We start from the raw sequence: 23,664 nt of genomic DNA on the forward strand, positions 1-23,664 counted from the left end.
TGCTTTGTAGTCGTTTGGGAATGTGTTTTCAAAACAGCATCTAAAACAAATCACTTATTCCCACAGTTGCAAACATCAGAAGCAATTCCGCAAAACTTTATGCTACTCTGTTTCTAAAAACTTACCTAAATTGCAACATTGGAAGATATATTTATAGTAGAAAGATGAAGAAAAAAATAGCCTTAACCTCCGTTTTGTCCTTCGCCGTCCTAGGCTTAGCCGCTTTTGTAGGGTATTCTAATAAATTTGATTTTAAAGAAGAAAAGCCCAAAGGCATGGTTTCCCAAGAAGAGGAAAGCAAGTTTTATAGCTTCAAAATGACTTCAATTGATGGAGAAGAAATCAGTTTTGAAAAGTACAAAGGCAAGAAGGTTTTGCTTGTGAATGTGGCTTCCAAATGTGGGTTCACGCCTCAATACGAAGACCTTCAAAAGCTTCATAAAATGTACGAAGGAAAAGTAACCGTACTTGGGTTTCCCGCCAACAACTTTATGAAACAAGAACCTGGTACAAACGAAGAGATAGCTTCTTTTTGCGAGAGAAACTATGGCGTTACATTCCAAATGTTTGAAAAAATATCCGTGAAAGGAAAAAAGCAACATCCGCTTTATCAATGGCTTTCTTCCAAAGAAGAAAATGGCTGGAATGACAAAGCTCCGTCGTGGAACTTTTGTAAATACTTGGTAGATGAAAAAGGTACGCTTATCGGCTTTTATGGTTCAAAAACAAAACCTACCGATGAAGAAATCATCTCGAAAATAATGCAGTAAGTTTCAGGTACGAGTTATAAGATTGAGAAATCTACTAGCTAGCTTTGCGACGGTTATTCCATTTGAATTTCAGACTAGCTTTGTTGTATGATTCACATTAAAAATCTTCATTTCCAATACCCTTCGGGAGAGTTCAGCCTTCATATTGAAGACTTTGAGCTTAAGAAAGCAGAAAAGGTCGCTATTATCGGACCGAGTGGTTCGGGAAAAACGACCTTGCTCAACCTGATTTCGGGAATTTTCCCCACCGAAAAAGGGGCGGTTGAGGTAGCCGAGCAACCCGTCCACCAACTGAACGATCAAGCACGAAGGGACTTCCGCATTTCCAATATCGGTTTCGTTTTCCAAGATTTTGAATTGCTCGATTACCTCAACGTGTTCGGCAATATTTTGCATCCCTACCGCATCACCAAAGCATTAAAACTAAGCTCTGAAGTGAAGGAAAGGGCAAAATTGCTTGCTCGGCAAATGGGCATTTCCGACAAGCTCAGCCGAAAACCATCGGAGCTTTCCCAAGGAGAAAAGCAACGCACAGCCATCTGCCGAGCGCTGCTGCCCAAGCCCAAGCTCATCCTCGCCGATGAAGCAACGGGCAATCTCGATCCAGTAAACAAAACCCGAATTTTAGATTTACTTTTTGATGCGGTGGAAAAGGAAAATGCAACGCTCTTAGCCGTCACCCACGACCACGAACTACTACCAAGGTTCGACCGAGTTTTCGATTTCAATACATTTACCAAAAGCAGTAATTCTTAGTTAGCCGCAAAAGTATATTGAAGCTTTTTTTATTCGTTGATCATACTTTTCAGTTCCTGCTGAAGGTCCCGAGTTACTGGTTGCTAGTATTAAATTAACCTTCAAAAAACCTAGAGCCAAACATCCTAATGATGAGAAAGTTTTAGGGCTTTTCTTAAGAAAAACTAGTAACGAGAAACGAGCAACCAGTAACTTTACGCCAAATCACAAAATGCTGCAAGGTGATAAAAACTATAAAAACCATTGCTGCTTACAATGTAGCTAATAGCATGAAAAACACTCTTTACATAGCCTCCAAATACATTCTTCACAACAAGATAAAAACCAGTATTTTAGTTGCCTGCGTAACTATTATCCTGTTTTTACCTGCTGCGCTAGAAGTGCTGCTCAATGCCAGCGAGGAGCAGCTGATGTCACGGGCAAAAGCGACCCCGCTCCTTGTAGGCTCAAAAGGGAGTGCGCTCGACCTCTGTATGAATGCCTTGTACTTTGATAATGAATCACCCGAGCTGATCAGCTTAGAGGGAACAAAAAAGATTGATGCCTCTGAACTTGCTTCGGCCGTGCCTATTTACAACCGCTTTTCCGCTCAAGGCTTCCCCATCATCGGGACTAGCTTGGACTACTTCAAGTTCAGAAAGTTAAAACTGACAAATGGAAGAAAGTTTACGATGATAGGCGAATGCATAATTGGCGCCAAAGTAGCCGAAGCTTTGCAACTTGGTGTGGGGCAAAGCATTGTTTCTTCCCCCGAAAACCTATTTGACCTAGCGGGAATCTATCCTCTCAAAATGAACATTGTGGGCGTGCTAGCTCCCTCTCATTCACCCGATGACCTCGGCATTTTTACCGATCTCAAAACCACTTGGATAATCCAAGGTTTGGGACATGGACACCAAGATGTCACCAAACTGGAAGACGAAAGCCTCATTGCTTCCCGCTCCGATTCTGTTGTACAAACAACTTCCAAGCTCATGAACTATAATGAAATCACAGAAGAAAACATTGGCTCGTTCCATTTTCACGGAGATTTGACCACCTACCCCATTACGGCAGTCATCGCTTTCCCCAAGGACCAAAAATCAGGGACGTTGCTTCAAGGAAAATACTTGCAACAGGAAGAAAAATACCAGATAGTAAAACCCACTACTGTAATAGATGGCTTGCTCCAAAACATCTTCCGAATTAGAAATGTGCTCGATGCGGTTATAGCCATTGTATCATTCGCCACTTTCTTAGCCCTGTTCTTAGTCTTCGTACTTTCTACCCGATTAAGAGAAGCTGAAATCCAAACCACGTTTAAGATTGGAGGAAGAAAAGGAACGATCGCTAAGTTTTTACTAGCCGAAATCTTGATTTCAACTCTCATTAGCGCAACATTTGCAGCTCTGCTCATCGCTATTCTTCATTCCAATATTAATGAGCTGGTTCGTATGCTTTTTATGGGATGAAAAATTTATATTTAATATTTTGAGGCTAGAAGTTGAAAAACAATTTTGTCAATATTTTTCCAATCGCATTCGTCCTTTAAGACTATCACCTCTAAGCTTTAAACCTTTTACTACTTATGAAATTCAATATCGAAAACGAAACTATAAGCGTAGCCATCAACCAAAAAGGAGCCGAATTTGCCGGAATCAAAAGCAAAGCCAGTGGCACCGAATACCTTTGGCAAGCCGACCCCGCCCACTGGGGTCGCCACTCTTGTATCTTGTTCCCCTTCGTAGGCAGGTTAAAAAACGACGAATACAAATTTGAAGGAAAAACCTACCAACTCCCTCAACATGGCTTCGCACGAAACTTGGATTTTGAAATAGAAAGCCAAAGTAAATCCCACATTAGCTTGGTATTGAAAGAGAGCGAAGAAACACTCAAGACCTACCCGTTTTCATTCGTGCTAAAAGCAATTTACGAAGTAAAGGGAAATACCCTCAGCATAGGCTACGAAGTAGAAAACCCTTCGGACAACAAGGACTTGTATTTCTCCATTGGCGCACACCCCGCCTTCAATTGCCCTATCGATCCTGCTAAAAAGCGTTCGGATTACCAATTGGTTTTTAGTGAAAAAGAAACAGCTAAAAGGTTGCTGATTGGCGATGGAGGTTTGTACACAGGGGAAACAGAAAAGACACTTGACAATCAAGATTTTCTTCCTATCACCGACAACCTTTTCGCCCAAGATGCCTTGGTCTTCGATAGCTTAAAATCCGATACCATCAGCATTCAATCGGGAAGCGAGCTTCCAAAACTGAGCGTAGGCTTCAAGGGCTTCCCCCACATGGGCATTTGGTCTAAAAATTCAGAATCGCCTTTTGTATGCATAGAGCCTTGGTTCGGCTTAGCAGATTCCACTGACCACAATGGCGACTTCACCAAAAAAACAGGCATGATAAAACTAGCACCTAAAGGGAAGTTTTCTTGTGAACATACGGTGAGTATTGAAGAGTAGGGTTTAGGAGAAAAGCTCTTCCTTAAACCCTTAGTTCAATCTTTCATATCAAAACCTTCAAAACAACCCTGTGTTAATTAAAAATGAATTAAACAATCGCAAACAGCTAAATCGACCTATTTTCCATAATATTGGCACGAAAAACAAGGACAACTTTAGACAACAATTTTACAACCTCTATGAAAAACATCTGCATCTTTTGTGGCTCTAGCCCAGGAAAGGGAAAAACGTATAAGAAAGAAGCTAAAGCTTTCGGAAAACTTCTCGCCAAGAACAATTACCGTTTGGTATACGGCGGAGGAAGTACTGGACTGATGGGAGCAGTTGCCGATGGCGTGATAGATGCTGGAGGAAAAGTGCTAGGCGTAATCCCGGAATTCCTCATCAAAAAGGAAATAGGGCACAACAAAATCCATGAGATGATAGTGACTGATACTATGCACGAGCGAAAGCAAAAAATGGCGGATATTTCCGATGCTTTTATAGCCCTACCAGGCGGAATGGGAACAATGGACGAGCTTTGTGAAATTGTTACTTGGTCGCAACTCGGCTTACATAAAAAACCTATTGGCATCTACAATATCAATGGCTTTTTCGATCTTCAACTAATGATGTTTGACAAAATGGTAGAGGAACGGTTTGTGAGCGAAGCACACAGGAAAATAATGATAAACGACTACGACCCTGTCAGACTTCTCGACAAATTGAAAAACTACAAATCCCCTGTTACAGAAAAATGGCTTGACCGAGAAAAAGTCTAAGAAGATTTTCTTTGATCTGCACTACGCATACAGTAATGGTTCAATGACAAAACTCCCCCTAGACCAAGCTTTTCCACAAGTATCGGGAGCGTTTAAAACATATTTCTCGGCCCTCAGGCTTAACAATTTGTTAACCGATACTTCTCGTTGCATTTCTCAGATTTTATCATTCATTTTGCACCTCGCTAATTCGACGACTGTAATCTCCACTACCTAATTTGAAAATCCTTCTGAAAAAGAAGGTATATTTTGTATTATTGTTATATCTGTACTTCACAAATTATCTGCAGATAATTTTTTTATAAAGCATAACTCGTAACAAACATGACAAGTCAAGAAGTAGCATTGGGCATTGACATAGGTGGAACCAACACCAAACTAGGGCTGGTAAATAGCGTAGGTAATTGCCTTTCCGAATCATCTATCCCCACCGATTCCCACAAACCCATTGAAGATTTTCTCGATAGAATTGCCACTGAAGTTGAAAAACTTAAAGCAACTGCAGGGTTGGATGTCGATATTTTTGCAGTAGGCATGGGTGCTCCCAATGGAAATTACTACACAGGTACTATCGAAAAAGCACCTAACCTTGGCTGGGGAGAGATTGTCCCTATGGCGAAGTTGATTGAAGGAAAGCTTGGTCTAAAAACCACCCTCACCAACGATGCCAATGCAGCTGCCATAGGCGAAATGATGTACGGAGTTGCCCAAGGCATGAAAAACTTTGTAGTGATCACGCTCGGCACAGGGCTGGGAAGCGGCATAGTGGTAAATGGAGATTTGGTCTATGGCCACGACGGCTTTGCCGGCGAAGTGGGCCATACCACCGTATTTTGGGGAGGTCGCGACTTGCCTACTGGCAGAAAAGGCTCGCTGGAGGCATACGCTTCAGCAACGGGAATTAGAAGAACGGTGTTCGAGCTGCTTTCTAAAAGGCTACACCCTTCCCCGCTCCGCAAAATGAGCTTTGAAGAATTAGAAGCGCATCATATTTCCGAAGCAGCCCTCAACGGCGACCCTATCGCTTTGGAAGCATTTGAATATACTGGTAAGATTTTGGGCATGAAGCTTTCCGATGTAGTTGCTATTCTTAGCCCAGAGGCTATTATCCTCTTTGGTGGCTTGGCAAAAGCAGGAGACCTCATCACCAAACCTACTAAAAAATACATGGAAGAATACAACTTGAACATCTTCCAAAACAAGGTGAAAGTTTTGGTCTCCAACCTCAAGGGCAGCAACACCGCCGTATTGGGCGCAAGCGCCTTGGCTTGGAAAGAAAGGGATAAAGCAAAATAAGGTGCAAAAAAAATACACAGTAGCAGGAATGATGTCGGGCACGTCATTAGACGGGCTCGATCTTACTTGCTGCGAGTTTGAATTCGAGGCGGGAAAATGGATATATTCCATCCTCGCTGCCGATACCTTCCCCTACTCTGCCGAATGGAAAGCCAAACTCGCTGACCTCGAAAACCAATCGGCTCTAGCCTATGCCCAAGCCAATGCAGACCTTGGCGAATTGATGGGCACAAGACTCAAAGAATTTCTAGCAACCAACAAGCTAGAGGTTGACTTTGCCGCTTCGCACGGGCATACTGTTTTCCACCAACCTGAGAAAAAGCTTACTACCCAAATAGGTAGCGGAGCAGCCATAGCGGCTGCATCAGGCACCACTACGATTTGCGATTTCCGTACGCTAGATGTAGCCCTTGGAGGACAAGGTGCACCCCTCGTACCTATTGGCGACGAACTTCTCTTTGCCCAATACGATGCCTGCCTCAACCTAGGTGGAATTGCTAATGTATCCTTCCAGAAAGACGGCAAAATGATAGCTGGGGACACTAGCGCTTGCAACATGATCTTGAACCACCTAGCAGGAAAGAAAGGTTTGGAATACGATGATAAAGGGCTACTAGCCAGAAGTGGGACGTTGGAAAATGCCCTTTTTGATCAACTCAATGCCCTACCCTATTTCCAAGAACCCTTCCCAAAATCCTTGGGAAAAGAATGGGTGCTGGAACATATTTTTCCCCTGATGGAAAACTCTACCTCGCCCCTTGCCAATCTTGCTTGCACCTTTGTGCACCACATTGCTTTTCAGTTAAGCGAAGCTTTTAGCAAAGCAGGGTTTGATGGGAAAAACCTAATTGCCACAGGAGGTGGAACGTTTAACGAGTTTTTGGTGGAAAAGCTTCAAACCTACAACCCAAACATAAAAGTAGAACTACCCGACCCACAAACCATCAACTACAAAGAAGCCCTCATCTTCGCCTTCCTCGGCGTCTTGCGCTGGAGGAATGAAACCAACTGCCTTAGCTCTGTCACTGGAGCTAGCCATGATAATTGCGGGGGAGCTATTTATTGGGCAAAGTAGGGCATTTCTAAAGAACACTTCTGATATCCTAAAACACATCGTCTCGAATGCTTTGAGCGACCGGGACAAGGTATCAATCGGGAGATTGACTGTTTTGCTTACATCGTAGAGGGAAAAACTCTACGATGAACGTTGGTGGACTATAGACGAAACACAGACGACGTGGTCGTTTTATAGAGAAGCCAAGGTCCGGCCTGAGTAGGTTTCAAATCGACGGGGGCTTTTGAAAAGACCCCGTCGTGAGCCTGTAGGTAAAATGTAACCTAGCTGTCTTTCAAGCAGCATCTGTGGTAAGCCAATGCTTTATGAGCCAATGTTGTGTGGCGTTTATTCCAATTCAAAATATAATTCTTTCACTTCAAAGTCGACCAGTTCATTTGCCTCATTAAGAAAAATAGTATAAATATCACTCTCCCCGAAAGTAATTGAATCCATGTTTTTTGAGAAAGTTAATGAGTCAAAGATAAACACGTTGCCCTTTGCTAGCTTGAGTATTAAAGAATCACCTATCGGAAGAAAATAGTGTATAAAAAGATTAGAAGTGTCAATATCAATCAAATCTGCTCCACTCTTTAAACTCATTTTCTGGATACAATTGATTTGAGATTCTTTTTTTGTGCTATAAAAGTCTAATAAGCTTTCATCGCACCGAATACCTACTTCAATCGGATCACTGCATTTATTTATAATGGTGATTTCTTTTAATGAGAAACATGCTGAAAGAGTTGAGGATACAATGAAAATCCAAATAAAACTCCGACTAATAAATTTTGGGAATAATCTCATGATACTCAGCAAATTAATGATATACTTTTTCTATCCCCACTTCTTTTGAGAGTTAGTGAAGCATCCTCTCAGAAGTTTTTATTGGGCAAATCTCCCGATTTGCAAAACTCTGTGGGCAAGACGTGACCTAGCTGCCCTTCAAGGCGTCAATCAGAAAATTGACTTGGCTTACTCCGTAGAGAGAAAAACTCTACGGAGAACGTTGGGCATAATGTCTCGTATAAGAATAGTAGCGGTTTTTTATACACTTACCATTCCGTTTGCTACTGTCGTTTAATTTATAGATTCCATTTTGTTTTAGCGATTAAACCGCTATTATTTTTATACAATGTTTTGCGTAGACATTTATCCTTCAATCTGAGCGCTTTCCAATCCACCTTTCAAATTTCCGTAAACTGTTATAATATGACCATTGAACATATCATCATCGTTATAGTAGGCTGTAAAATCTCCACCATCATAGCTTATTACTAATTCAGAGAGTTTAATTCGTCTCTCAAATTCGTCATTTGTTATTTCTTTATTTTCATCTTGAAGCCAGTCATTTGCTAAATGCGTCAACTTTTCTCCTGCAAAATTTTTGAATTCTAAATCTTTTTGTTTTTGTTCATTGAATAAAACTTTTAAAATATTCAGAGTGTCATTCCAAGTTTGCTTATCATCAATATCTACTTCTAGCGAGACACTAACATTTTCATTCAACCAGTCCATACTTCCGTCCAACATTCCATAGTCCTTATTTAGTTCAAATTCGCCCAATACTTCATCAGTGAATTTTACTGGTTTCCTATATTCTTTCAATACTTCCAATAGTTCATCATTCTGAACATTTTCCTTGACAACTTTCACAACCATAAATCGATTGTAAAAGGAAGGCAATCTTCCTTCGGGAACAGTTTTGTCTTTTAGCTCTCTAACTTTAAGGTGATAAATCGTTCCTGATTTGAAATGATATGGATAAGTTGTTCCGTGTTCATTACATTCTTTATCTGTCAAAAGCCAATTTATTCTTCCGTTACCTTTTTTAAGTTTATTTTTTTCTAAGTCGAAGTATGCTAAGAAATATTGTGAAGCATCCCAAGAATTATTTAGTTTTCCAGCTCCACCAGATTGGTCATTGGTAAGTACAAGAATTTCTTTTTCTTCTTTTCTATATTCATTTGCGAATACTTCAAAATCTTTATTTTTCTTTCTGAATAGATTTATCATTTTGGAACTTGAGTTCTTTGGTTACGCCCAACGACCTCGTATAAGAATAGTAGCCGAATTAAAAGCACATCACTATCCTAGTGGTACAAGCCGAAGCTATTGTTTTGGTTGTTAATTTAAACATTTATAATAGCCGAAGCAATAGCTTCGGCAGTGCTCATTACTTGCACAATGTAAAGCGCCTTAAACATCATGACTATTATTTTTTACATTGTTAGTTACTCGTTATTTATGAATTAGTTATAAATATGGCAATAAATATCATCATAATTACCATTCTCTAAATCGTCTGAGTTTGCAAAAAATTCCATTTTACCATCACCAAATTTAATTTCTGCATCATAGTAAGAAGATAGTGAAAGTAGCATTGACCACTTTTTACTCTCTGATTTATGATACTCTAGGTTGGACATAAATTCATCTATATATAATTTTGTATACTCCATGTCAACCAAATCCTGTTCCCAATATGGATAAATAGCTAATGTTTTATCATACTTTGCCAAACTCTCTTTCCTTTTAGCAATCACACCTTCCAATTCATTCTTTACCCATTGTGTCAAATCAATATTCTTTTCTTTTAGATATTTAATCTTATAATCTGTCGTTAAGTAATATAAGCTCTGAAATCTCCTTTTTGTTAGGTAAGCACTCCAAGGAGCTTCACTTATCCCCCAAGTTGTTGTAAACCCCCAAACTTGATCCATCGTGAAAAATTCCTCAATATCAAAATCTGCCATTGATGTTTTTTCTTTAATAATGTAATTGTCAATTACATTATCAATAAGCTCTTGTTTAATGGTATATGCTTTAGAAATAGAAAGTTTAAGTTCAGTCGTCTCGGTTCTATCCATGAACGCTTCACATCGACTTTTTTTATTCTCAGGTGGCTTTTTAATTTGAAGGTTACGAGGTTCAATATCTAGGTAAATAACCTTAGCATTCACATTTCCAACATTAAAGTCATCATCAATAAAGAAGTACAGCATACCCGTGTTTGGCAGGTAAGATATTTCATTATCATATAAGTCAGACAATTTTAATTGACCAACGAATTCGTAATAATAATCTACCTCTTGTGGATATTCGTAATCTCTCGGAAGATGTGGAAAACCACCAATCTTTGAATCACCGATCTGAATATTTTCCTTACGGGGTTCAATTAAATACCTACAGGTTAAGCTATTAATTACTTCATGCTTTATATTATCTGGTAATTCAGTCGATTTTATTCCCTTTATTACGTCTTCCTTCATGTTTATCATATAACTTTATATTAGGATTGGGCAATGGCTGTGATTTAATGACCGCTAACGGTCAGGCTATGCGCAGTGTGCCTGTGTTGCGCCTGCGGCAGAAAATATGCTGTGACCAGCCCATGTTCTATGGCGTTTTCTTTTTTATTATTTCTTCTAAACTATTTGCTTTCATTTTTTGAAGAATTGATTTTTCATATTCATCTGTTAATGGAGTGATTATTCCATTTGAGATGTTGTTTTTTAGGTATGATATTCCGTCCCTTCCAATTTCTACTTTATCAGATTTGAAACTTGCAATTGCTAAGTCAGCCAGAATCTCTGGAGTGATTTCAGTTAAATTCTTTCCAAAATTTGCTGTCAAAACTGTTTCTACGTTTCTAATGTTATTGTAGATACCAATTGCTAATTGATTGGGAGTTGGATTTTTTCTTTCAGTATAAGTACTATCGCTCCCTACTTTATTTAATTCTCTTCTGTAAAGCATATTTTTGGCTTCAATAATTCCTAATTCATCCGACAGAATTAATAGTGTTGCTTTAGCCTTTTTTCCACCTTCTGTAATTGGAATTAGAGTTGGAGCGTCTCCTCGACCACTACTTTTTCTTCCATACTCAATTTTAAATGGGGTTTCAACATTATTTATCCGCTTAGTTATGAATTTCTTCAATTCACTTCCTGGGTCGTCGATTAAAGAACCGAAAGCTAAAATTCCGAGTTTTGATACTTTATCTTTCATTTTTCTTTTTCTCTTATTTCCATACGATTTTCTCCAAATTTTTCCCTTCCTAGTTTTTCTATCACCTTTCCCCATTCTTAGAAGTTTTTCATCGTCTTTGGTTGTTTTTTATTTTTTTTAATGCCATAGAACTTGCTTATATATGCAATTGCATATATATCTATTATATCTTTTCTCCTAAATATAGTACAGAAGAATTAGTTGATTAGGGATAAAGCTTAAAATATTTAAAAAAATAAGCCCTTAGTTGCTTAGGAGGACATTATTTGAGGTTTTATTGTACTTCTCTCCTTTTCCTTTATTGAATATACAAAAAAGCTGCTTTTGTAGCCAAAACAACCGTAAGTTTATACGTTTATTTTACGTTTAATTCTACGGTTATAAAAGAGCGATGACATCGTTTGAAACAATGTCATCGCTTGTAGTATTAAGCCTTTACCGCAGCAGTTTTTTTCTTACTGCTGGCAGGGGCTCCATCATCTGCCAAACCTGTTGGCGCTGGAGTTCTTTTATAGATCGCCTTAAAATCCCTTAGCCATTTGTGGAAAGCTTTGAGCTTTCTGTTACGGTCGGTAGTAGCATCTTGAGCTATCTTTTCTTTCTTCTTGGCCAAGTGGTGGAGTTCTACTACTTCTTCCACCATCTGCAGCATTTGCTCCACTAGCTCCGTGCTCACACTCCTTGTCTTTAGCTTATTGCTAATTTCCTTTTCTTGCAGGGCAAATTGGTAGAACTTGCTGATATAATTGATGATGAGGGTAAACTTGCGCGGCCTGTCCCCTTCTAGCTTCAGCTGCCGAGCAATGCCCCTGTCCTCTTCCGACTCAAATAGTCTCCTGGCCTTTGTGAGGTGCCCCATGTATTCTTTTTCTAAGTTTCGGAAAGACTGCTTGAAAACCTTATACTGTTGGTCTTTTTCAGACTGCTTGTTTTCCCATACAAGGTCTGCTGCCCATACCTCTTTTACCATTACCTGAGCATTTACTAACTCCGCACGGCTATAGCCAGCATTGTTTGCCCTAGCTAGGGTATCCTCCTTGCCCACTATGGTGCTCAGGAAGGTATCTGCTTCCATTAGTTCTGTTTGCCAATCATTACTCTCTTTTCTTTTAGCAGTAGAGTTGATCGTGTCGTTTGTTGGATCCATTTTTTTAGGATTTTTATGAAAATTAAAATATCATCCTGTAAACGAGGTACTTAAAAATTGTTGCCACTATTCCTATCCAATATGTTCCACAATATTACATGACTACATATTGTGTTAGCCCCTACAAAAACAGTGAAATGTAAAATATAAGCAATAATAGAATTGTATTTTGCAGTTAGTTACAGGATCTTACATAAAAAACCTTGTACTTTTCCTGCGAAATATTACAGCTTGTGAAGAGACTATACATATGCAGCTGCAACTGATGCGGCTTTGCTTATAAAATTAGCAGCTTGCCCTCAAAATGATGCGCGATAGGGCTATCGGATGAGGCATTGTTTAAAATATTAGCGGCGCATGCTCCAACTCATGCGGCGCACGCTCCAAATTGTTCGGCATCTTACATGATCGAAGCGGCGCACCCTTTATTCCATGCGGCGGCCGCTTCAAATTGTCTTCCAATCGCTCAAAACGATGCCGACATGTAAGAAATAGGTGCGTACAAGGGGCTATCTCAAGCCACTTTGTTTATAAAATTAGCAGACACCCCTCCAGCCCATGCCGACAGTGCAGTAACCCTAGCGGACAACGCTATAAACGATACCTGCATCCCCCGGTTTGCCAAAGATTATGCCCCAAGCCCTCTTGACAAGCCAAAAGTGGGTAATGTAAGGAAAATGAACATCTCGGTCGTTTTTTTCACGCCTACGACACTTGGAAGGTAAAACGAAGCCCTAGTTGGAGTGTAGGTAGCCGAGCGACGGGGGCTTTTAGAAAGACCCCATCGATATCGATCCCATTGTGAGTTTTTCGCGTAACACTCTCCCAGGGTCTGCCTGCCACAGACTGTGGGAGTTTTATTTTTGTCATGTACTAAACTACAAATTATAATTTCACTTTAGCCATTCCCACCGTTCAGCCCAATCTAATAAAACATTTCTACGCCATTTCAATACTGTTTTTGCTCCTTGCCACCCATTATCAAACAATGCTGGATCAGAGGGGTCTGTATACCAATTATCCCCTAATTTGTAATCATGCTCAGAAGAATTCCCAGGCCACACATTACTAACCACAAGCTGACCTTTTTGCCCATTTAACTCAGGTATCCCCGAGCTTATTTCATAAGATAATGTTTCTGCCTTTTTTGGAGCATAACGTACTACATATTCACCATTACCCAGGTGATACCCTGACCAGTTTTGTCCACCGACAGACATAATAAGGCAAGCAGAGTCTGTAGGTATATTTAAGTCTTTGCTTTTAAAATGGTACTCAATAATTGAATATACAGGTATTGTATCACTCAATGTTGTATTGCAGTTTAAAATAGATCTTGAGCTATGTGTGAATTTCTCAAAACTACCACCCCAACTTTCTGTCAATGGATTTAAAGGATTGCCGTTCATTGCATATAACAGAGAAGGCGTATCCCCCATTTTTATTCCACCTCCGTAATAATTTTTGAACGCATTTGCCATATGTCCAGCGCCATCTATAAAGTTAGCATAGTACTTTTCATTTCTTAAACTATCTGGACTGTCTGTATTTGAGAAAAACCCACGGTATACAGCATTTGCTTCAATAAACCATAGGTCAGGGAAATTTTCGACTATATATGCATAACTGTTTGTACTCCATTTTTTATTTGGTCCACCAATCCAGTATACTTTTATTTTATGCCGAATTTCGGGAGCATCGTGTAAAGCCTGTGCCACATCGTCCAAACCACCCCATACTAATACCCACAATGGCTGCTCGCTTTCTTTTTGAGCACATTTAATAATCCAGTCCGACCCTTCAGTTGCTGTTTGGTAACCCACAAAGGGGGCTGCACCTTTTCTTCCCTGCTTGCAAATGGCTCGTAAACTTTCCGGTGTTGGAAACCTATCAGAGTGCTCTTTTAATTTAGGCAAATCCTTCTGGTAAAGGTCTATCATTTTGATAATTTCCTCCTTAGAGCCTTCGCCATAAGAGGGTGAAGAGATGAGCCCTTCGGTTTGAAACATATCACTGTACATTAAAAAATATATCATCGATTGATTGTCGTCTGGGTCAGTTCCACCAATATCTGAGCTTATTATAATGCGTGGTTTTTCAACTTCTTTAGTTGAGGTTGAGCAACTAAAAATTAGTATAAAAGTGAATACGCTTAGCAATTTATGCATAACTGGTTATTTTATACTGTTAAGGTATTTCTCCAATAGGGTATAGCCATCTGGAGTCATCTTATTTCTATCATCAGGATTTGCTTTGTCCAGTTGGTTTTTATCTTCCCATTTGTCCGGCATTCCGTCGTGGTCGGTATCTTTTGGGGCAGGTTTGCTTTTGAGCTCTGGCCACCCACCCGCATCATTTTGTGTATCGATAATTCCGCAAATCAATGTTGTGTCAGCTACTTCATGTGAAGTTTTATAGCTCTTTCCTTCATAAGTAGCAAAACCACCTTTCACTTCCTTAAGTATTCGTGCATCTACTGCATCACGTTTTGGCAAAAGCGCTCCAGCATTTTCAAGTACATTTTTATAGGCAACGTCTGCTGTGTGTTGGTTTATAGCCATAGATGCCCATGGTTTTTCAAGCTTAATTTTGCCAAAGGGAATTTTCGTTTGGACACCTCCGTTCCAATTATCGGCAGAAACTTCCTCATTGCCTTCAATTATATTTTCTGCGATAAACCATTTTCCATAATCCTCATCATTTCGAAAAGATGGATTGGCAATCCTATACATTATTTCTCCCGGCATTGTGGCAGGCCCGGGTTTATAATAATTTGCTACAATATTGAAGGTAGAAAAATTGAATTTATCATTGCCTTTTTGCTGTTTTTCACCTCCATAAAGACTTTGGTAGCCCCAATTATAAATTACATTATTCCGGTAATCGGTATTACCCGAGCCAGAAGCCATGCGTGGATTGCGACTCGAATGATGCGCCAATAGGTTGTGATGATAGGTTCCATTATTACTGCCCCATATACCACCAAAGCCATGAGAACCCTTCACGTGGTTCGACTGACTCATACTCTCTGAAATAATGCACCACTGAACAGTTATGCTATCGCAATGATAAATCGATAGACACTCATCTACACTCCAACTTGCCGATACATGGTCTAATATAATATGCTTTGTATACCTGCTTGAAATTGCATCTGAGTCTGTACCAGATTCATCTCCAAACCTCACGCGCAAATACCTTATAATTACATGGTCAGCTCCAATAGTAAGCGGATACTTACGGATACAAATACCATCACCTGGTGCGGTTTGACCTGCTATGGTAATATAAGGATGTTTAATACTTAAAGGGCTATCAAGAATAATAGTACCAGATACTCTAAAGACCACAGTTCTTGCTCCTTCTGCTTCACAAGCTTCCCGGAGGCTTCCTTTACCGCTGTCATTCAGGTTGGTTACTTCATATACAGCACCACCCCTACCGCCTTTTGAGAACTTGCCATACCCTTCAGCTGTTGGGAAAGCCAATTGTTGAGCATAGCTGTTCATACTTAGCATAAATGATAGTATAATTATTAATTGTCTCATTACGATTTTTTATAGTTATATAGTTATTATCACACGCTGATAGCGAGTTAACTGAGGCGATCCATTATCCGTCACTTCACAAATAATATGTATAGATTGCCCTTGTTCTCCTTTTTCAGAAATTATGATTGATGCATTCTGTGAATTAGCATTCACTATTTCAATACTTCCTTCAAAGTCACTGGCTTCTGTATAATACCACCAATTGAAGTTCAATTCATCATCATCTGGATCATATGTTCCTTTGGCACTTAGCTGGATAGTAGCGCCTGTTGTAGCCTTCAAGTTTGCTTCATGATCCAATATGACAACAGGCTGGTGATTTGCCTCATCGAATGGTTTCACGCACCAGTCAGCCCTAGCTGCAAAGTCGTTTTGCAGGACATCTGCCCAACGGGTTATAGGTCTAAAGTATTCTTCCATTAATCCTTGGTTTTCTGGATAGGTGTTACGCATATAACCTCGTCCCCATGCCGTGCCGGTAAACCACCTTCCTTCAGGGTAAGTATAACCTGGCTCGTGCACCGGATCGAGCCAAGTGTTCTCGCGCACCTTCACATACCGCCCACCCCAGCTACCATGATCAGGAGATTCTAGTGCGCCCAAGCCTGTGGGAATTGTATAAATAAAAGCGGGCGAGTCTCCTTCGGACCGGAAAGAACCTTTTTGTTTAGGGCTACCCGCTCTCCACCCTTCATTGTCGTCGCCACCTTTATAAGCCTTGTATAGCGAACAAAGTTGACCGTGGTCTTCCAGAATATTGGATTCCATCCATTCTACTTTAAAATAATCGATTTTATCGTTAGGAATAATTTTATCCCACTGGTAGGCAACAGCCCAAAACTGGTCGCAGACAATGGTCAGGATATTGTATTTGCCCCAATGAGGCCTAATATATGACTGATAGGTCGAATCTTGTTCCCATATAAAAAAGAAGCGGAGTTTATTGGCCACATACCCCATTTTTTCAGGATGCTTCTCTTCTATTGATTTTAGTGCCCGTGCAATAGTATTGGTTCCGCCCCATGCCTGAATCCATATTGGACGATTGTCCGATTCATCTAACAACACCTTTGCTATATGCTCAGAGCCCGGAGTGATAGAGTCCATTTCGCCTTCTGCTGCCACATTTCCAAGAAATGCTATTGATTGTATGTGTTCGGGGGTAGGGTAATTCTTATCGTGCAAAGTAAGATTAGGATACACCTCAGCATATGCTTCAAGATAAGGTTCGAGCCAATTATCACCCGCCCATTTATGACCTTGCCAATGATATTGAGAACTTGATGTAACTATTCCTTCAACATCCCATTCGTTAGCATATAATAAAAACCTAACCATAGAGCATTCATCATCTATTTCTCCATCAGAGGTTACAATCACACGTGGTTTGATTTCAATACCAGTTTTTGCTTTATTATTAGTACAAGAAATGGCCGCAGCAAAAATTATAATCAAGAAAAATGGCAGTAGTTTTAAACTTGTTCTTTTCATTTTTTTATTGTGTGAATACTCTTCGTTTACTCGATAGTTTAGGTACTCATCGACCAATTACCTGAACAGAACTATTCTCGGGAATTTTGATCTCTTGTGAGTGATTTAAAATAATCGTAAATTTAACCTCGACTTATCGGGCAAACAAGTCTTATTTCGACACAAACATGCAGCATTCCGAGAAACATCACACATTTAATAAGCATAGAAATGAATTTAGGCCTTATGGTTTGACATGCGAGGTATGGAAGCCTGATTTAATGCCAAAAGCAGACAGGCACAATGAAATCGAGATCAATTATTTTACCGAAGGCAGCTTAACCTATCTTTTTCAAGACGCTAAAATTGAAATACCGCCAAAAAGCTTCACCGTTTTTTGGGGGCTTATCCCCCATCAAATTGTCGATTATACCAACACTACCCCTTACTATGTTTGCACCATTCCATTAACCATTTTTTTGGAGTGGAAATTACCAGCCACCTTTGTAGACAAGGTTTTCAAAGGAAGAATTTTAATTGAAGATAAGGGAGACCACTCATTTTATGATGAGTATATGTTGAAAAACTGGACCAAGGACTTTTCAATTAATAAGGACAACAAGTTGATCTTACTGGAAATACATGCTAGGTTGTTAAGAATGTCCGATAGGATTCTGTCACTTCCAGAAGACGGTAATTCTAAAATATACTCAAGTGAAATAAATAAAGTTGAGCAAATTGCATTGTTCATTGCACAAAATTATCAGCAACCCATTAAAACGATAGATATTAGTAAAACAGTAGGGTTACATCCGGATTATGCCAATGTTGTTTTTAAGAAAACCTTTGGCACAACAATTAATGACTATATAATTCAGGAAAGAATATCACATGCTAAACGTAAGTTGATTACCTCTGATGACAGTATTACCAATATTCTATATGACAGTGGTTTCAATTCGATAAGCCGATTCAATGCCGCTTTTCGCAAAGTCAACAAGTGTACCCCAAGAGAATTTAAAAAGAGGTTTCAATAGAAATTATCGTAGGTATTTAATGTTTGTAAAGTCAATTGCCATAGGTTCTTTTCAATTGTGCCCAAAGATTTTACTTCTTTACTATTTAGAACTACATCTTCATACATTACTTCAAAGAAACTACCATACACTATATTTTCATTAGGCAACCAATTATTCAGCAGTTAGTATTGAACCTAGCTTTTGAGGTATCCAATAGTGTAAGCTAACAGCCAAATCAAGATTTGTTTCTTCAATAGCCCCTTTTAATAAAGATGATTTTAAAACATAACTTAACCCTTCATACATCTTAGGTTTATCGATGTTAAACCTCATTTTTCTATCGGACTTATTTCTTATTTGGAGAATAGACTCAATTTGACGTTGGTCGGAGCGGAAACAAAATGTCGTCAACTTAAGACCATTACTGAAAGTTCAGCGAGGTGCTGAACATCATTTTTAAGCACGAGTGGACACTCGCGCTAGGCTTTTTTGAAAAATTTGAGTCTCAAAAAAAGCTTAATGACAGCATTGAGCGGAAGCACCGACCAGTTAGAGAGTTCCTCCTCTACGGATCAAAAAATAGTCAATCTTCCGATTGATACCTTGACAGACAGTAAGAGTAGATTTTTCCCACAGGAGTTTCGCAAATCAAGAGATTTGCCCAATAAAAAACTTCTGAGAAGGCGCTGTGCTAACTCTCAGAAGAAACAGGCTGGCTCAACAAAGTGATCTTGGGGATAAAGGTTTAACTATTTTTTTAATAATCTTATCGAGGTAAAAAGCATAAAAGAACAAGCTGCTTCGGTTCAACCTCAATGTTTTTCATTTTTTATCGTAACTTGGATGTGTGAAGCTGCTCATCGCATACCGAAATTCGGGAGTATTCAAACTCCTTCTGGCAATAGGAATATTGATAGGAAGCAGCTCTGTTTCTTCCTATGAAGCGTATCCAGCACAGCCACGCCAACCCTATACAGTAGAAGTGCTTTTCGGTGGAAAGAAAAGGTCTCTCAAGCAGCTTTCCAGTTTTAATTCAAAGGCTCAGCGCTTCTATTTCCAGTTTTTCTTAAACAACCTACGGAAATACAACTACGTTAACCTTGCCTTACATATTACCCTCGCTACTATTTTCAAAGTATTTTCATTGGCAAATCCCCTTGGCAGCTTTGTACAGCTCCCCGTAAAAACCATCCCACAAAGCTCCAAGTCAGAATACCCACTTTTCATTGCCTAATTCACCGTAATTCACACATTTCAAAACCTAGCCTTTTGCACCAGCATCAGGCTTAAAGATATATGCAATGAAAAGTTTCAAAAAAACAATGAGGATGATAGGTTTTGTCTTTTTCCTTGTTTTAGCCGCTATGGGCGGTATTTTCCCCATGCCTTCGTGGCGAAAAAGAGATAAGTTCTTAATCAAAACAGAAATAGTGGAAGAAATAAAAGAAGAAGAAACCGATGGTTTAGAAGTTCTTCAGGTCAACAAATAGTGAATATTAGCAGCTTTTTATGCAACATCTACGACGTTGTAATTATCAAATATATAGTTGCAACAATTATGAAACTCGTACCGAATTTACATCCTTATTATATACAGATACGTTGCCTTAATTCTCTGATTATATTTTGGCAAGCACTAAATACCTTTCCAGCTAAAACCAAACGCCGCCGTCATTTTGAATGACGGTGGCGTTATTACTGAACTGCTTCCCACTAATACCCCACAGAAGTATTATCTGCACGGGTGAAGTCGGATGCGCCTTCGAGAGAGCCGTCGGGCCAGACCAAGATGCAATCCATCCTGCCGAGGCTAGAGCGTTCTTTTAGTTCGTGCCCCATGCCTGTGAGCTGGCTTACGGTGGTGCTGTCAAATGCTGTGGGCTCGTGGAACACCATATCGGGCAGCCACTGGGAGTGGAATTTTTGGGCGTTCACTGCTTCTTGCATGGTCATGCCGTGGTCCAGCACGTTCAAGATGGTTTGATACACTGAGGTGATGATGGTAGAACCTCCGGGCGTACCTACTACCATAAGCAGTTTGCCATCTTTTTCGATGATGGTTGGGGTCATGCTGCTGAGCATCCGCTTACCGGGCTGGATGGCATTCGCCTCCCCTCCTACCAAGCCGAACATGTTCGGGTGTCCTGGCTTCACACTGAAATCGTCCATTTCGTTGTTGAGGAAGAAACCTGCTCCAGCCACTACTACTTTGCACCCAAAGCCACCGTTGAGCGTGGTAGTGATAGATGCCGCATTTCCTTCTTTGTCTACCACAGAAAAGTGCGTGGTTTCCAAGCTTTCGGGAAGTGGGACTACATCGCCTGCCACTACATCTTCCGAGCTGGTCTTTTTATCAGGATCGATGTCCGACATACGCCCTTGTATGTAATTGTCGGCCAATAAACCTTCCAACGGTACATCGTAGAAATCCGCATCGCCTAGGTGGGTTGCCCTATCGGCATAGACCCTACGCTCTATCTCCACCATGGTGTGCACCGTTTGTGCCGAATTGTGACCCCAGCCTTTTATATCGAAAGGCTCAATTCCCTTGAGCAATTGCATAAGCGCCACGCCACCGCTAGAAGGAGGGCTCATCGAGATCACTTTGTGCCCTTTGTACACACCTGTAACAGGTTCACGCCATACAGCCGAATATGCTGCCAAGTCCTCTTCCGTCATAATTCCTCCACCACGCTCCATTTCTTCTACTATAAGCTTGGCAGTTTCTCCTGCATAAAATCCGTCCCTTCCATTTTCCTTAATGCGGGTAAGCGTAGCCGCAAGGTCTTTGTAATAGATGGTGTCATTTTCATGCCACACCGAATCGCTTATCAAGTTGGTTGGAGCAACCGTATTCGTTTCCAAAAAGGTTTCTTTTGTCCTGTTCAACTTGCCTGCTTCCCTTTCAGTCAATAGAAATCCATTAGCCGCCAAGTCGATGGCTGGTTGGAGAAGTTCTTCCATTGGCAAGCTTCCTAGCTTCTCATGAATCTTGAACATCCCGTCAACCGATCCTGGAACGCCCGCAGCCAAATGGCCTCTGGTACTTTTCCCTTTTATCACCTCTCCATTCTCGTCCAAATACATATCCCTACCGGCTGAACCTGGTGCTTTTTCGCGATAGTCCAACGCTCCTATTTCCCCATCGCTTTTCCTATATACCAAAAATCCGCCTCCGCCAATATTCCCCGCTCCCGGATATACTACGGCAAGGGCAAATTGCACGGCAATGGCCGCATCATAAGCGTTTCCGCCCTTTTTCAATATTTCCAACCCCACTTCAGAAGCTATTGGATGAGCCGAGGCTACCATTCCATTTTGCCCCAATACGCCTACTACTCGCTCTTCTTCCTTCGTTGCCTTTTCTTGGCAAGAAAGAAACGTGAGCAAAAACGCTAATACTAAAATTAATTTTGCTTTCATCTGATTCGTGTAGCTGATTAATGTGATTGTTAGAATTTGTTTAAACCTGTTATCTTTTTGATCCATTTAAGCCAATAGTTTGGGCTAAAGCCAAAATCACCTTGCTTCTGAACGGGGCTTAAAAGCCCCGTCTATTGAGATTTTTCATATCATGATTCGTTCAATTATTATTCTGATTATCATCAAGTAAGTAGTTGCTATTTCTATCTATTGCGAGACGCCATAAATGGATGTCCCTACCTATTTTGGTTTTTTAAGGATACAATGCTTTGTATCTCTATATTTTTTCCCATTTTCTCATCCTCAAATCCCCTCATCCTCTCATTAGTATATCAGCACATCAATCAATCGGCACATTTACCTAATACTCTCATTGCGTTTTATGGGTAGAAACGTTCTATTTGCATTCCAAAATCAAACACACACCATGGTCGTATTCCCTAATGCCAAAATCAACCTCGGTCTTAACATCACTGAAAAGAGAGCCGATGGTTTCCACAATATCCTCTCCTGCTTTTACCCCGTAAACTGGACGGATGTATTGGAAATCCTTCCTGCCGACAAGCTCCAGTTCCAAAGTTCTGGCATCCCCATTCCCGGCAACCCAACGGAAAACTTGGTGGTAAAGGCTTGGGAACTGCTCCATGCCGACTTCAACATTGACCCCGTAAACATCCACCTCCACAAGGTGATACCCATAGGTGCTGGCCTAGGTGGAGGATCTGCCGATGGCACGTTTGCCATCAAAGCGCTTAACGACCTTTTTTCCCTCGGGCTTAGTACTTCGCAAATGCAAGTTTATGCAAAGCAATTGGGAAGCGATTGCCCATTTTTTGTGGAAAACAAGCCTGTGTTAGTTAGTGGAACGGGTGATGTTTTCGAGGAAACCTCGCTGAGCCTCAAAGGCAAATTCTTGGTGTTGGTGTACCCGAACATGCATATTACCACTGGGGAAGCCTATCGGTCAATCAAGCCGAAATTCCCTGCACATGTTCCTGCAGATATATTGGTTAAGGAGATGGCTACTTGGCGTGAGTTTCTAAGCAACGACTTTGAAACTGGGCTTAACAGTAGCTATGAGGTGATAGGTGAAATAAAGCAAATGCTTTATGAATCGGGAGCTACTTATGCAAGCATGAGCGGCTCCGGTTCGGCAATTTATGGAATATTTGACAAAGAAACCAAACTCAGCTTCGATTCTTCTTTCTCAGTGTGGACTGGCTGGCTTGAGTAGTTTGTTGAAAACAAATTCTTCCAAACTAGGCCTATAAGGTTTTGAAAACCTTATAGGGCTGAAGTATTAAGTACCTTATCCTGCCAAGGGAGCTAGTTTTACTGGGTATATTTTAAGTTTATCCCAAACTTTTCCCGTAATATACGGCTCTCCTTCTAGCCATTTGTCCAATTCCTCTCTGCTATCGAAGTTTACGATCAGTGAAGAGCCCATCATGTTGCCCTCTTCGTTGAGCATAGCTGCTGCGGATATGATCGTGCCTTCGGCATAGGCTGCCTTAGCCCGTTCGAGGTGAGCATCCCTCATTGCCATTCTTCTGCCCAAGGCTTCAGGGTCGGTAAAGTCCCATGCGGTTACTACAAATTGCATATTTTTGTCTTTTATATTGAAAAAATAGAATTCCTTTCCTTGCCCTAAAGCTAGGGAATTGTTTTGTTTTTTTGAATATAATGTCTTTCCTATTGGATGTGTTCGCCTTAGCGTTTGCTTCTTAAGAAGAGCAAGAGTTTTGGAGCAGATATGGTAGGGGAAACTTGTCTACGACGGGGTCTTTCCAAAAGCCCCCGTCGATATGTAACCTACCTAAGCTGGGTATTGGCTTCTCTAAAAAGCGACGTGGGCGTAAAAAAAACGACCACGTCGTATTTTTACGCCATAGTTCTCCGTAGAGTTTTTTCCTCTTCGGAGTTATCAAAAACAGTCAATCTCCTGATTGACGGCTTG

At 40.5% G+C, this 23,664-nt stretch carries 22 protein-coding genes; 12 read left to right on the top strand and 10 right to left on the bottom strand.

Annotated features, from left to right (window positions below):
* The first annotated feature begins 164 nt into the window (after positions 1-164).
* From R9C00_15770 to R9C00_15800, 7 genes are all read left to right on the top strand, one after another.
* Entirely contained in the window at positions 165-770 is a 606-nt protein-coding gene (locus R9C00_15770) for a glutathione peroxidase (GenBank protein ID WPO33160.1), read from the top strand.
* Positions 771-857: 87 nt separating this feature from the next.
* Complete coding sequence (locus R9C00_15775) at positions 858-1,526, top strand: ABC transporter ATP-binding protein (protein WPO33161.1); 669 nt, start codon at positions 858-860, stop codon at positions 1,524-1,526.
* Positions 1,527-1,747: 221 nt separating this feature from the next.
* On the top strand, positions 1,748-2,977 hold the full coding sequence (locus R9C00_15780) for an ABC transporter permease (protein WPO33162.1): 1,230 nt from the start codon (positions 1,748-1,750) through the stop codon (positions 2,975-2,977).
* Between the two features lie 116 nt (positions 2,978-3,093).
* Positions 3,094-3,975: an aldose 1-epimerase family protein gene (locus R9C00_15785; GenBank protein ID WPO33163.1), complete on the top strand. Its 882-nt coding sequence runs from the start codon at positions 3,094-3,096 to the stop codon at positions 3,973-3,975.
* Between the two features lie 179 nt (positions 3,976-4,154).
* Positions 4,155-4,736 (top strand): TIGR00730 family Rossman fold protein, encoded by a 582-nt coding sequence (locus R9C00_15790; protein WPO33164.1) that lies wholly within the window; start codon positions 4,155-4,157, stop codon positions 4,734-4,736.
* Between the two features lie 324 nt (positions 4,737-5,060).
* Positions 5,061-6,032, top strand: a complete 972-nt coding sequence (locus tag R9C00_15795; protein ID WPO33165.1) for an ROK family protein — start codon at positions 5,061-5,063, stop codon at positions 6,030-6,032.
* Position 6,033: 1 nt separating this feature from the next.
* Positions 6,034-7,107: an anhydro-N-acetylmuramic acid kinase gene (locus tag R9C00_15800; protein WPO33166.1), complete on the top strand. Its 1,074-nt coding sequence runs from the start codon at positions 6,034-6,036 to the stop codon at positions 7,105-7,107.
* Positions 7,108-8,238: 1,131 nt separating this feature from the next.
* Here the strand turns inward: R9C00_15800 and R9C00_15805 are convergent.
* The 4 genes from R9C00_15805 to R9C00_15820 all read right to left on the bottom strand — a co-directional run bounded on the left by R9C00_15805 (position 8,239) and on the right by R9C00_15820 (position 12,244).
* Positions 8,239-9,102 carry a DUF2262 domain-containing protein gene (locus R9C00_15805; GenBank protein ID WPO33167.1) on the bottom strand — a complete coding sequence of 288 codons (864 nt, stop codon included), beginning with the start codon at positions 9,100-9,102 and terminating at the stop codon, positions 8,239-8,241.
* 236 nt (positions 9,103-9,338) lie between these two features.
* Positions 9,339-10,358: a DUF1963 domain-containing protein gene (locus tag R9C00_15810; GenBank protein WPO33168.1), complete on the bottom strand. Its 1,020-nt coding sequence runs from the start codon at positions 10,356-10,358 to the stop codon at positions 9,339-9,341.
* A gap of 127 nt (positions 10,359-10,485) precedes the next feature.
* Entirely contained in the window at positions 10,486-11,172 is a 687-nt protein-coding gene (locus R9C00_15815) for a 30S ribosomal protein THX (GenBank protein WPO33169.1), read from the bottom strand.
* Positions 11,173-11,524: 352 nt separating this feature from the next.
* Positions 11,525-12,244, bottom strand: coding sequence for a hypothetical protein (locus tag R9C00_15820; GenBank protein WPO33170.1), 720 nt, complete (start codon positions 12,242-12,244; stop codon positions 11,525-11,527).
* A 524-nt stretch (positions 12,245-12,768) separates the two neighbouring features.
* On the opposite strand from R9C00_15820, the gene R9C00_15825 reads away from it, so the two are divergent.
* A complete protein-coding gene (locus tag R9C00_15825; protein ID WPO33171.1) occupies positions 12,769-12,969 on the top strand; it encodes a hypothetical protein in 201 nt (66 codons plus the stop codon).
* A gap of 168 nt (positions 12,970-13,137) precedes the next feature.
* On the opposite strand, the gene R9C00_15830 is transcribed toward R9C00_15825, so the two are convergent.
* From R9C00_15830 to R9C00_15840, 3 genes are read right to left on the bottom strand one after another with little or no spacing between them, the layout of a single operon-like run.
* Entirely contained in the window at positions 13,138-14,412 is a 1,275-nt protein-coding gene (locus R9C00_15830) for a DUF1593 domain-containing protein (GenBank protein WPO33172.1), read from the bottom strand.
* A gap of 6 nt (positions 14,413-14,418) precedes the next feature.
* Positions 14,419-15,792, bottom strand: a complete 1,374-nt coding sequence (locus R9C00_15835) for a pectate lyase (GenBank protein ID WPO33173.1) — start codon at positions 15,790-15,792, stop codon at positions 14,419-14,421.
* A 15-nt stretch (positions 15,793-15,807) separates the two neighbouring features.
* A complete protein-coding gene (locus R9C00_15840; GenBank protein ID WPO33174.1) occupies positions 15,808-17,286 on the bottom strand; it encodes a DUF1593 domain-containing protein in 1,479 nt (492 codons plus the stop codon).
* A 260-nt stretch (positions 17,287-17,546) separates the two neighbouring features.
* Between R9C00_15840 and R9C00_15845 the strand changes: the two genes are divergently transcribed.
* Positions 17,547-18,302 (top strand): helix-turn-helix domain-containing protein, encoded by a 756-nt coding sequence (locus R9C00_15845; GenBank protein WPO33175.1) that lies wholly within the window; start codon positions 17,547-17,549, stop codon positions 18,300-18,302.
* A 153-nt stretch (positions 18,303-18,455) separates the two neighbouring features.
* On the opposite strand, the gene R9C00_15850 is transcribed toward R9C00_15845, so the two are convergent.
* On the bottom strand, positions 18,456-18,617 hold the full coding sequence (locus R9C00_15850) for a hypothetical protein (GenBank protein WPO33176.1): 162 nt from the start codon (positions 18,615-18,617) through the stop codon (positions 18,456-18,458).
* Positions 18,618-19,131: 514 nt separating this feature from the next.
* Between R9C00_15850 and R9C00_15855 the strand changes: the two genes are divergently transcribed.
* Both R9C00_15855 and R9C00_15860 read left to right on the top strand, forming a co-directional pair.
* Complete coding sequence (locus tag R9C00_15855) at positions 19,132-19,518, top strand: hypothetical protein (protein ID WPO33177.1); 387 nt, start codon at positions 19,132-19,134, stop codon at positions 19,516-19,518.
* Positions 19,519-19,585: 67 nt separating this feature from the next.
* Positions 19,586-19,774, top strand: a complete 189-nt coding sequence (locus R9C00_15860; GenBank protein ID WPO33178.1) for a hypothetical protein — start codon at positions 19,586-19,588, stop codon at positions 19,772-19,774.
* A 223-nt stretch (positions 19,775-19,997) separates the two neighbouring features.
* Here the strand turns inward: R9C00_15860 and ggt are convergent, their stop codons facing one another.
* Positions 19,998-21,707, bottom strand: a complete 1,710-nt coding sequence (gene ggt / locus R9C00_15865) for a gamma-glutamyltransferase (GenBank protein ID WPO33179.1) — start codon at positions 21,705-21,707, stop codon at positions 19,998-20,000.
* Positions 21,708-22,089: 382 nt separating this feature from the next.
* On the opposite strand from ggt, the gene ispE reads away from it, so the two are divergent.
* Entirely contained in the window at positions 22,090-22,941 is an 852-nt protein-coding gene (ispE, locus tag R9C00_15870) for a 4-(cytidine 5'-diphospho)-2-C-methyl-D-erythritol kinase (protein ID WPO33180.1), read from the top strand.
* 75 nt (positions 22,942-23,016) lie between these two features.
* On the opposite strand, the gene R9C00_15875 is transcribed toward ispE, so the two are convergent.
* Positions 23,017-23,310 (bottom strand): YciI family protein, encoded by a 294-nt coding sequence (locus R9C00_15875; protein WPO33181.1) that lies wholly within the window; start codon positions 23,308-23,310, stop codon positions 23,017-23,019.
* Positions 23,311-23,664 lie beyond the last annotated feature (354 nt).

It is taken from the genome of Flammeovirgaceae bacterium SG7u.111, assembly GCA_034044135.1.
In the GTDB taxonomy this organism is placed as follows: domain Bacteria; phylum Bacteroidota; class Bacteroidia; order Cytophagales; family Flammeovirgaceae.

Excerpts from the sequence above, each read along its gene's own strand:
- ggt (WPO33179.1), bottom strand. The coding sequence starts at position 21,707 with ATGAAAGCAAAATTAATTTTAGTATTAGCGTTTTTGCTCACGTTTCTT.
- R9C00_15875 (WPO33181.1), bottom strand. The coding sequence starts at position 23,310 with ATGCAATTTGTAGTAACCGCATGGGACTTTACCGACCCTGAAGCCTTG.
- R9C00_15790 (WPO33164.1), top strand. The coding sequence starts at position 4,155 with ATGAAAAACATCTGCATCTTTTGTGGCTCTAGCCCAGGAAAGGGAAAA.
- R9C00_15770 (WPO33160.1), top strand. The coding sequence starts at position 165 with ATGAAGAAAAAAATAGCCTTAACCTCCGTTTTGTCCTTCGCCGTCCTA.
- R9C00_15775 (WPO33161.1), top strand. The coding sequence starts at position 858 with ATGATTCACATTAAAAATCTTCATTTCCAATACCCTTCGGGAGAGTTC.
- R9C00_15820 (WPO33170.1), bottom strand. The coding sequence starts at position 12,244 with ATGGATCCAACAAACGACACGATCAACTCTACTGCTAAAAGAAAAGAG.
- R9C00_15850 (WPO33176.1), bottom strand. The coding sequence starts at position 18,617 with ATGAGGTTTAACATCGATAAACCTAAGATGTATGAAGGGTTAAGTTAT.
- R9C00_15795 (WPO33165.1), top strand. The coding sequence starts at position 5,061 with ATGACAAGTCAAGAAGTAGCATTGGGCATTGACATAGGTGGAACCAAC.
- R9C00_15845 (WPO33175.1), top strand. The coding sequence starts at position 17,547 with ATGCCAAAAGCAGACAGGCACAATGAAATCGAGATCAATTATTTTACC.
- R9C00_15805 (WPO33167.1), bottom strand. The coding sequence starts at position 9,102 with ATGATAAATCTATTCAGAAAGAAAAATAAAGATTTTGAAGTATTCGCA.
- R9C00_15830 (WPO33172.1), bottom strand. The coding sequence starts at position 14,412 with ATGCATAAATTGCTAAGCGTATTCACTTTTATACTAATTTTTAGTTGC.
- R9C00_15840 (WPO33174.1), bottom strand. The coding sequence starts at position 17,286 with ATGAAAAGAACAAGTTTAAAACTACTGCCATTTTTCTTGATTATAATT.
- R9C00_15810 (WPO33168.1), bottom strand. The coding sequence starts at position 10,358 with ATGAAGGAAGACGTAATAAAGGGAATAAAATCGACTGAATTACCAGAT.
- R9C00_15785 (WPO33163.1), top strand. The coding sequence starts at position 3,094 with ATGAAATTCAATATCGAAAACGAAACTATAAGCGTAGCCATCAACCAA.
- ispE (WPO33180.1), top strand. The coding sequence starts at position 22,090 with ATGGGTAGAAACGTTCTATTTGCATTCCAAAATCAAACACACACCATG.
- R9C00_15815 (WPO33169.1), bottom strand. The coding sequence starts at position 11,172 with ATGGGGAAAGGTGATAGAAAAACTAGGAAGGGAAAAATTTGGAGAAAA.
- R9C00_15835 (WPO33173.1), bottom strand. The coding sequence starts at position 15,792 with ATGAGACAATTAATAATTATACTATCATTTATGCTAAGTATGAACAGC.
- R9C00_15860 (WPO33178.1), top strand. The coding sequence starts at position 19,586 with ATGAAAAGTTTCAAAAAAACAATGAGGATGATAGGTTTTGTCTTTTTC.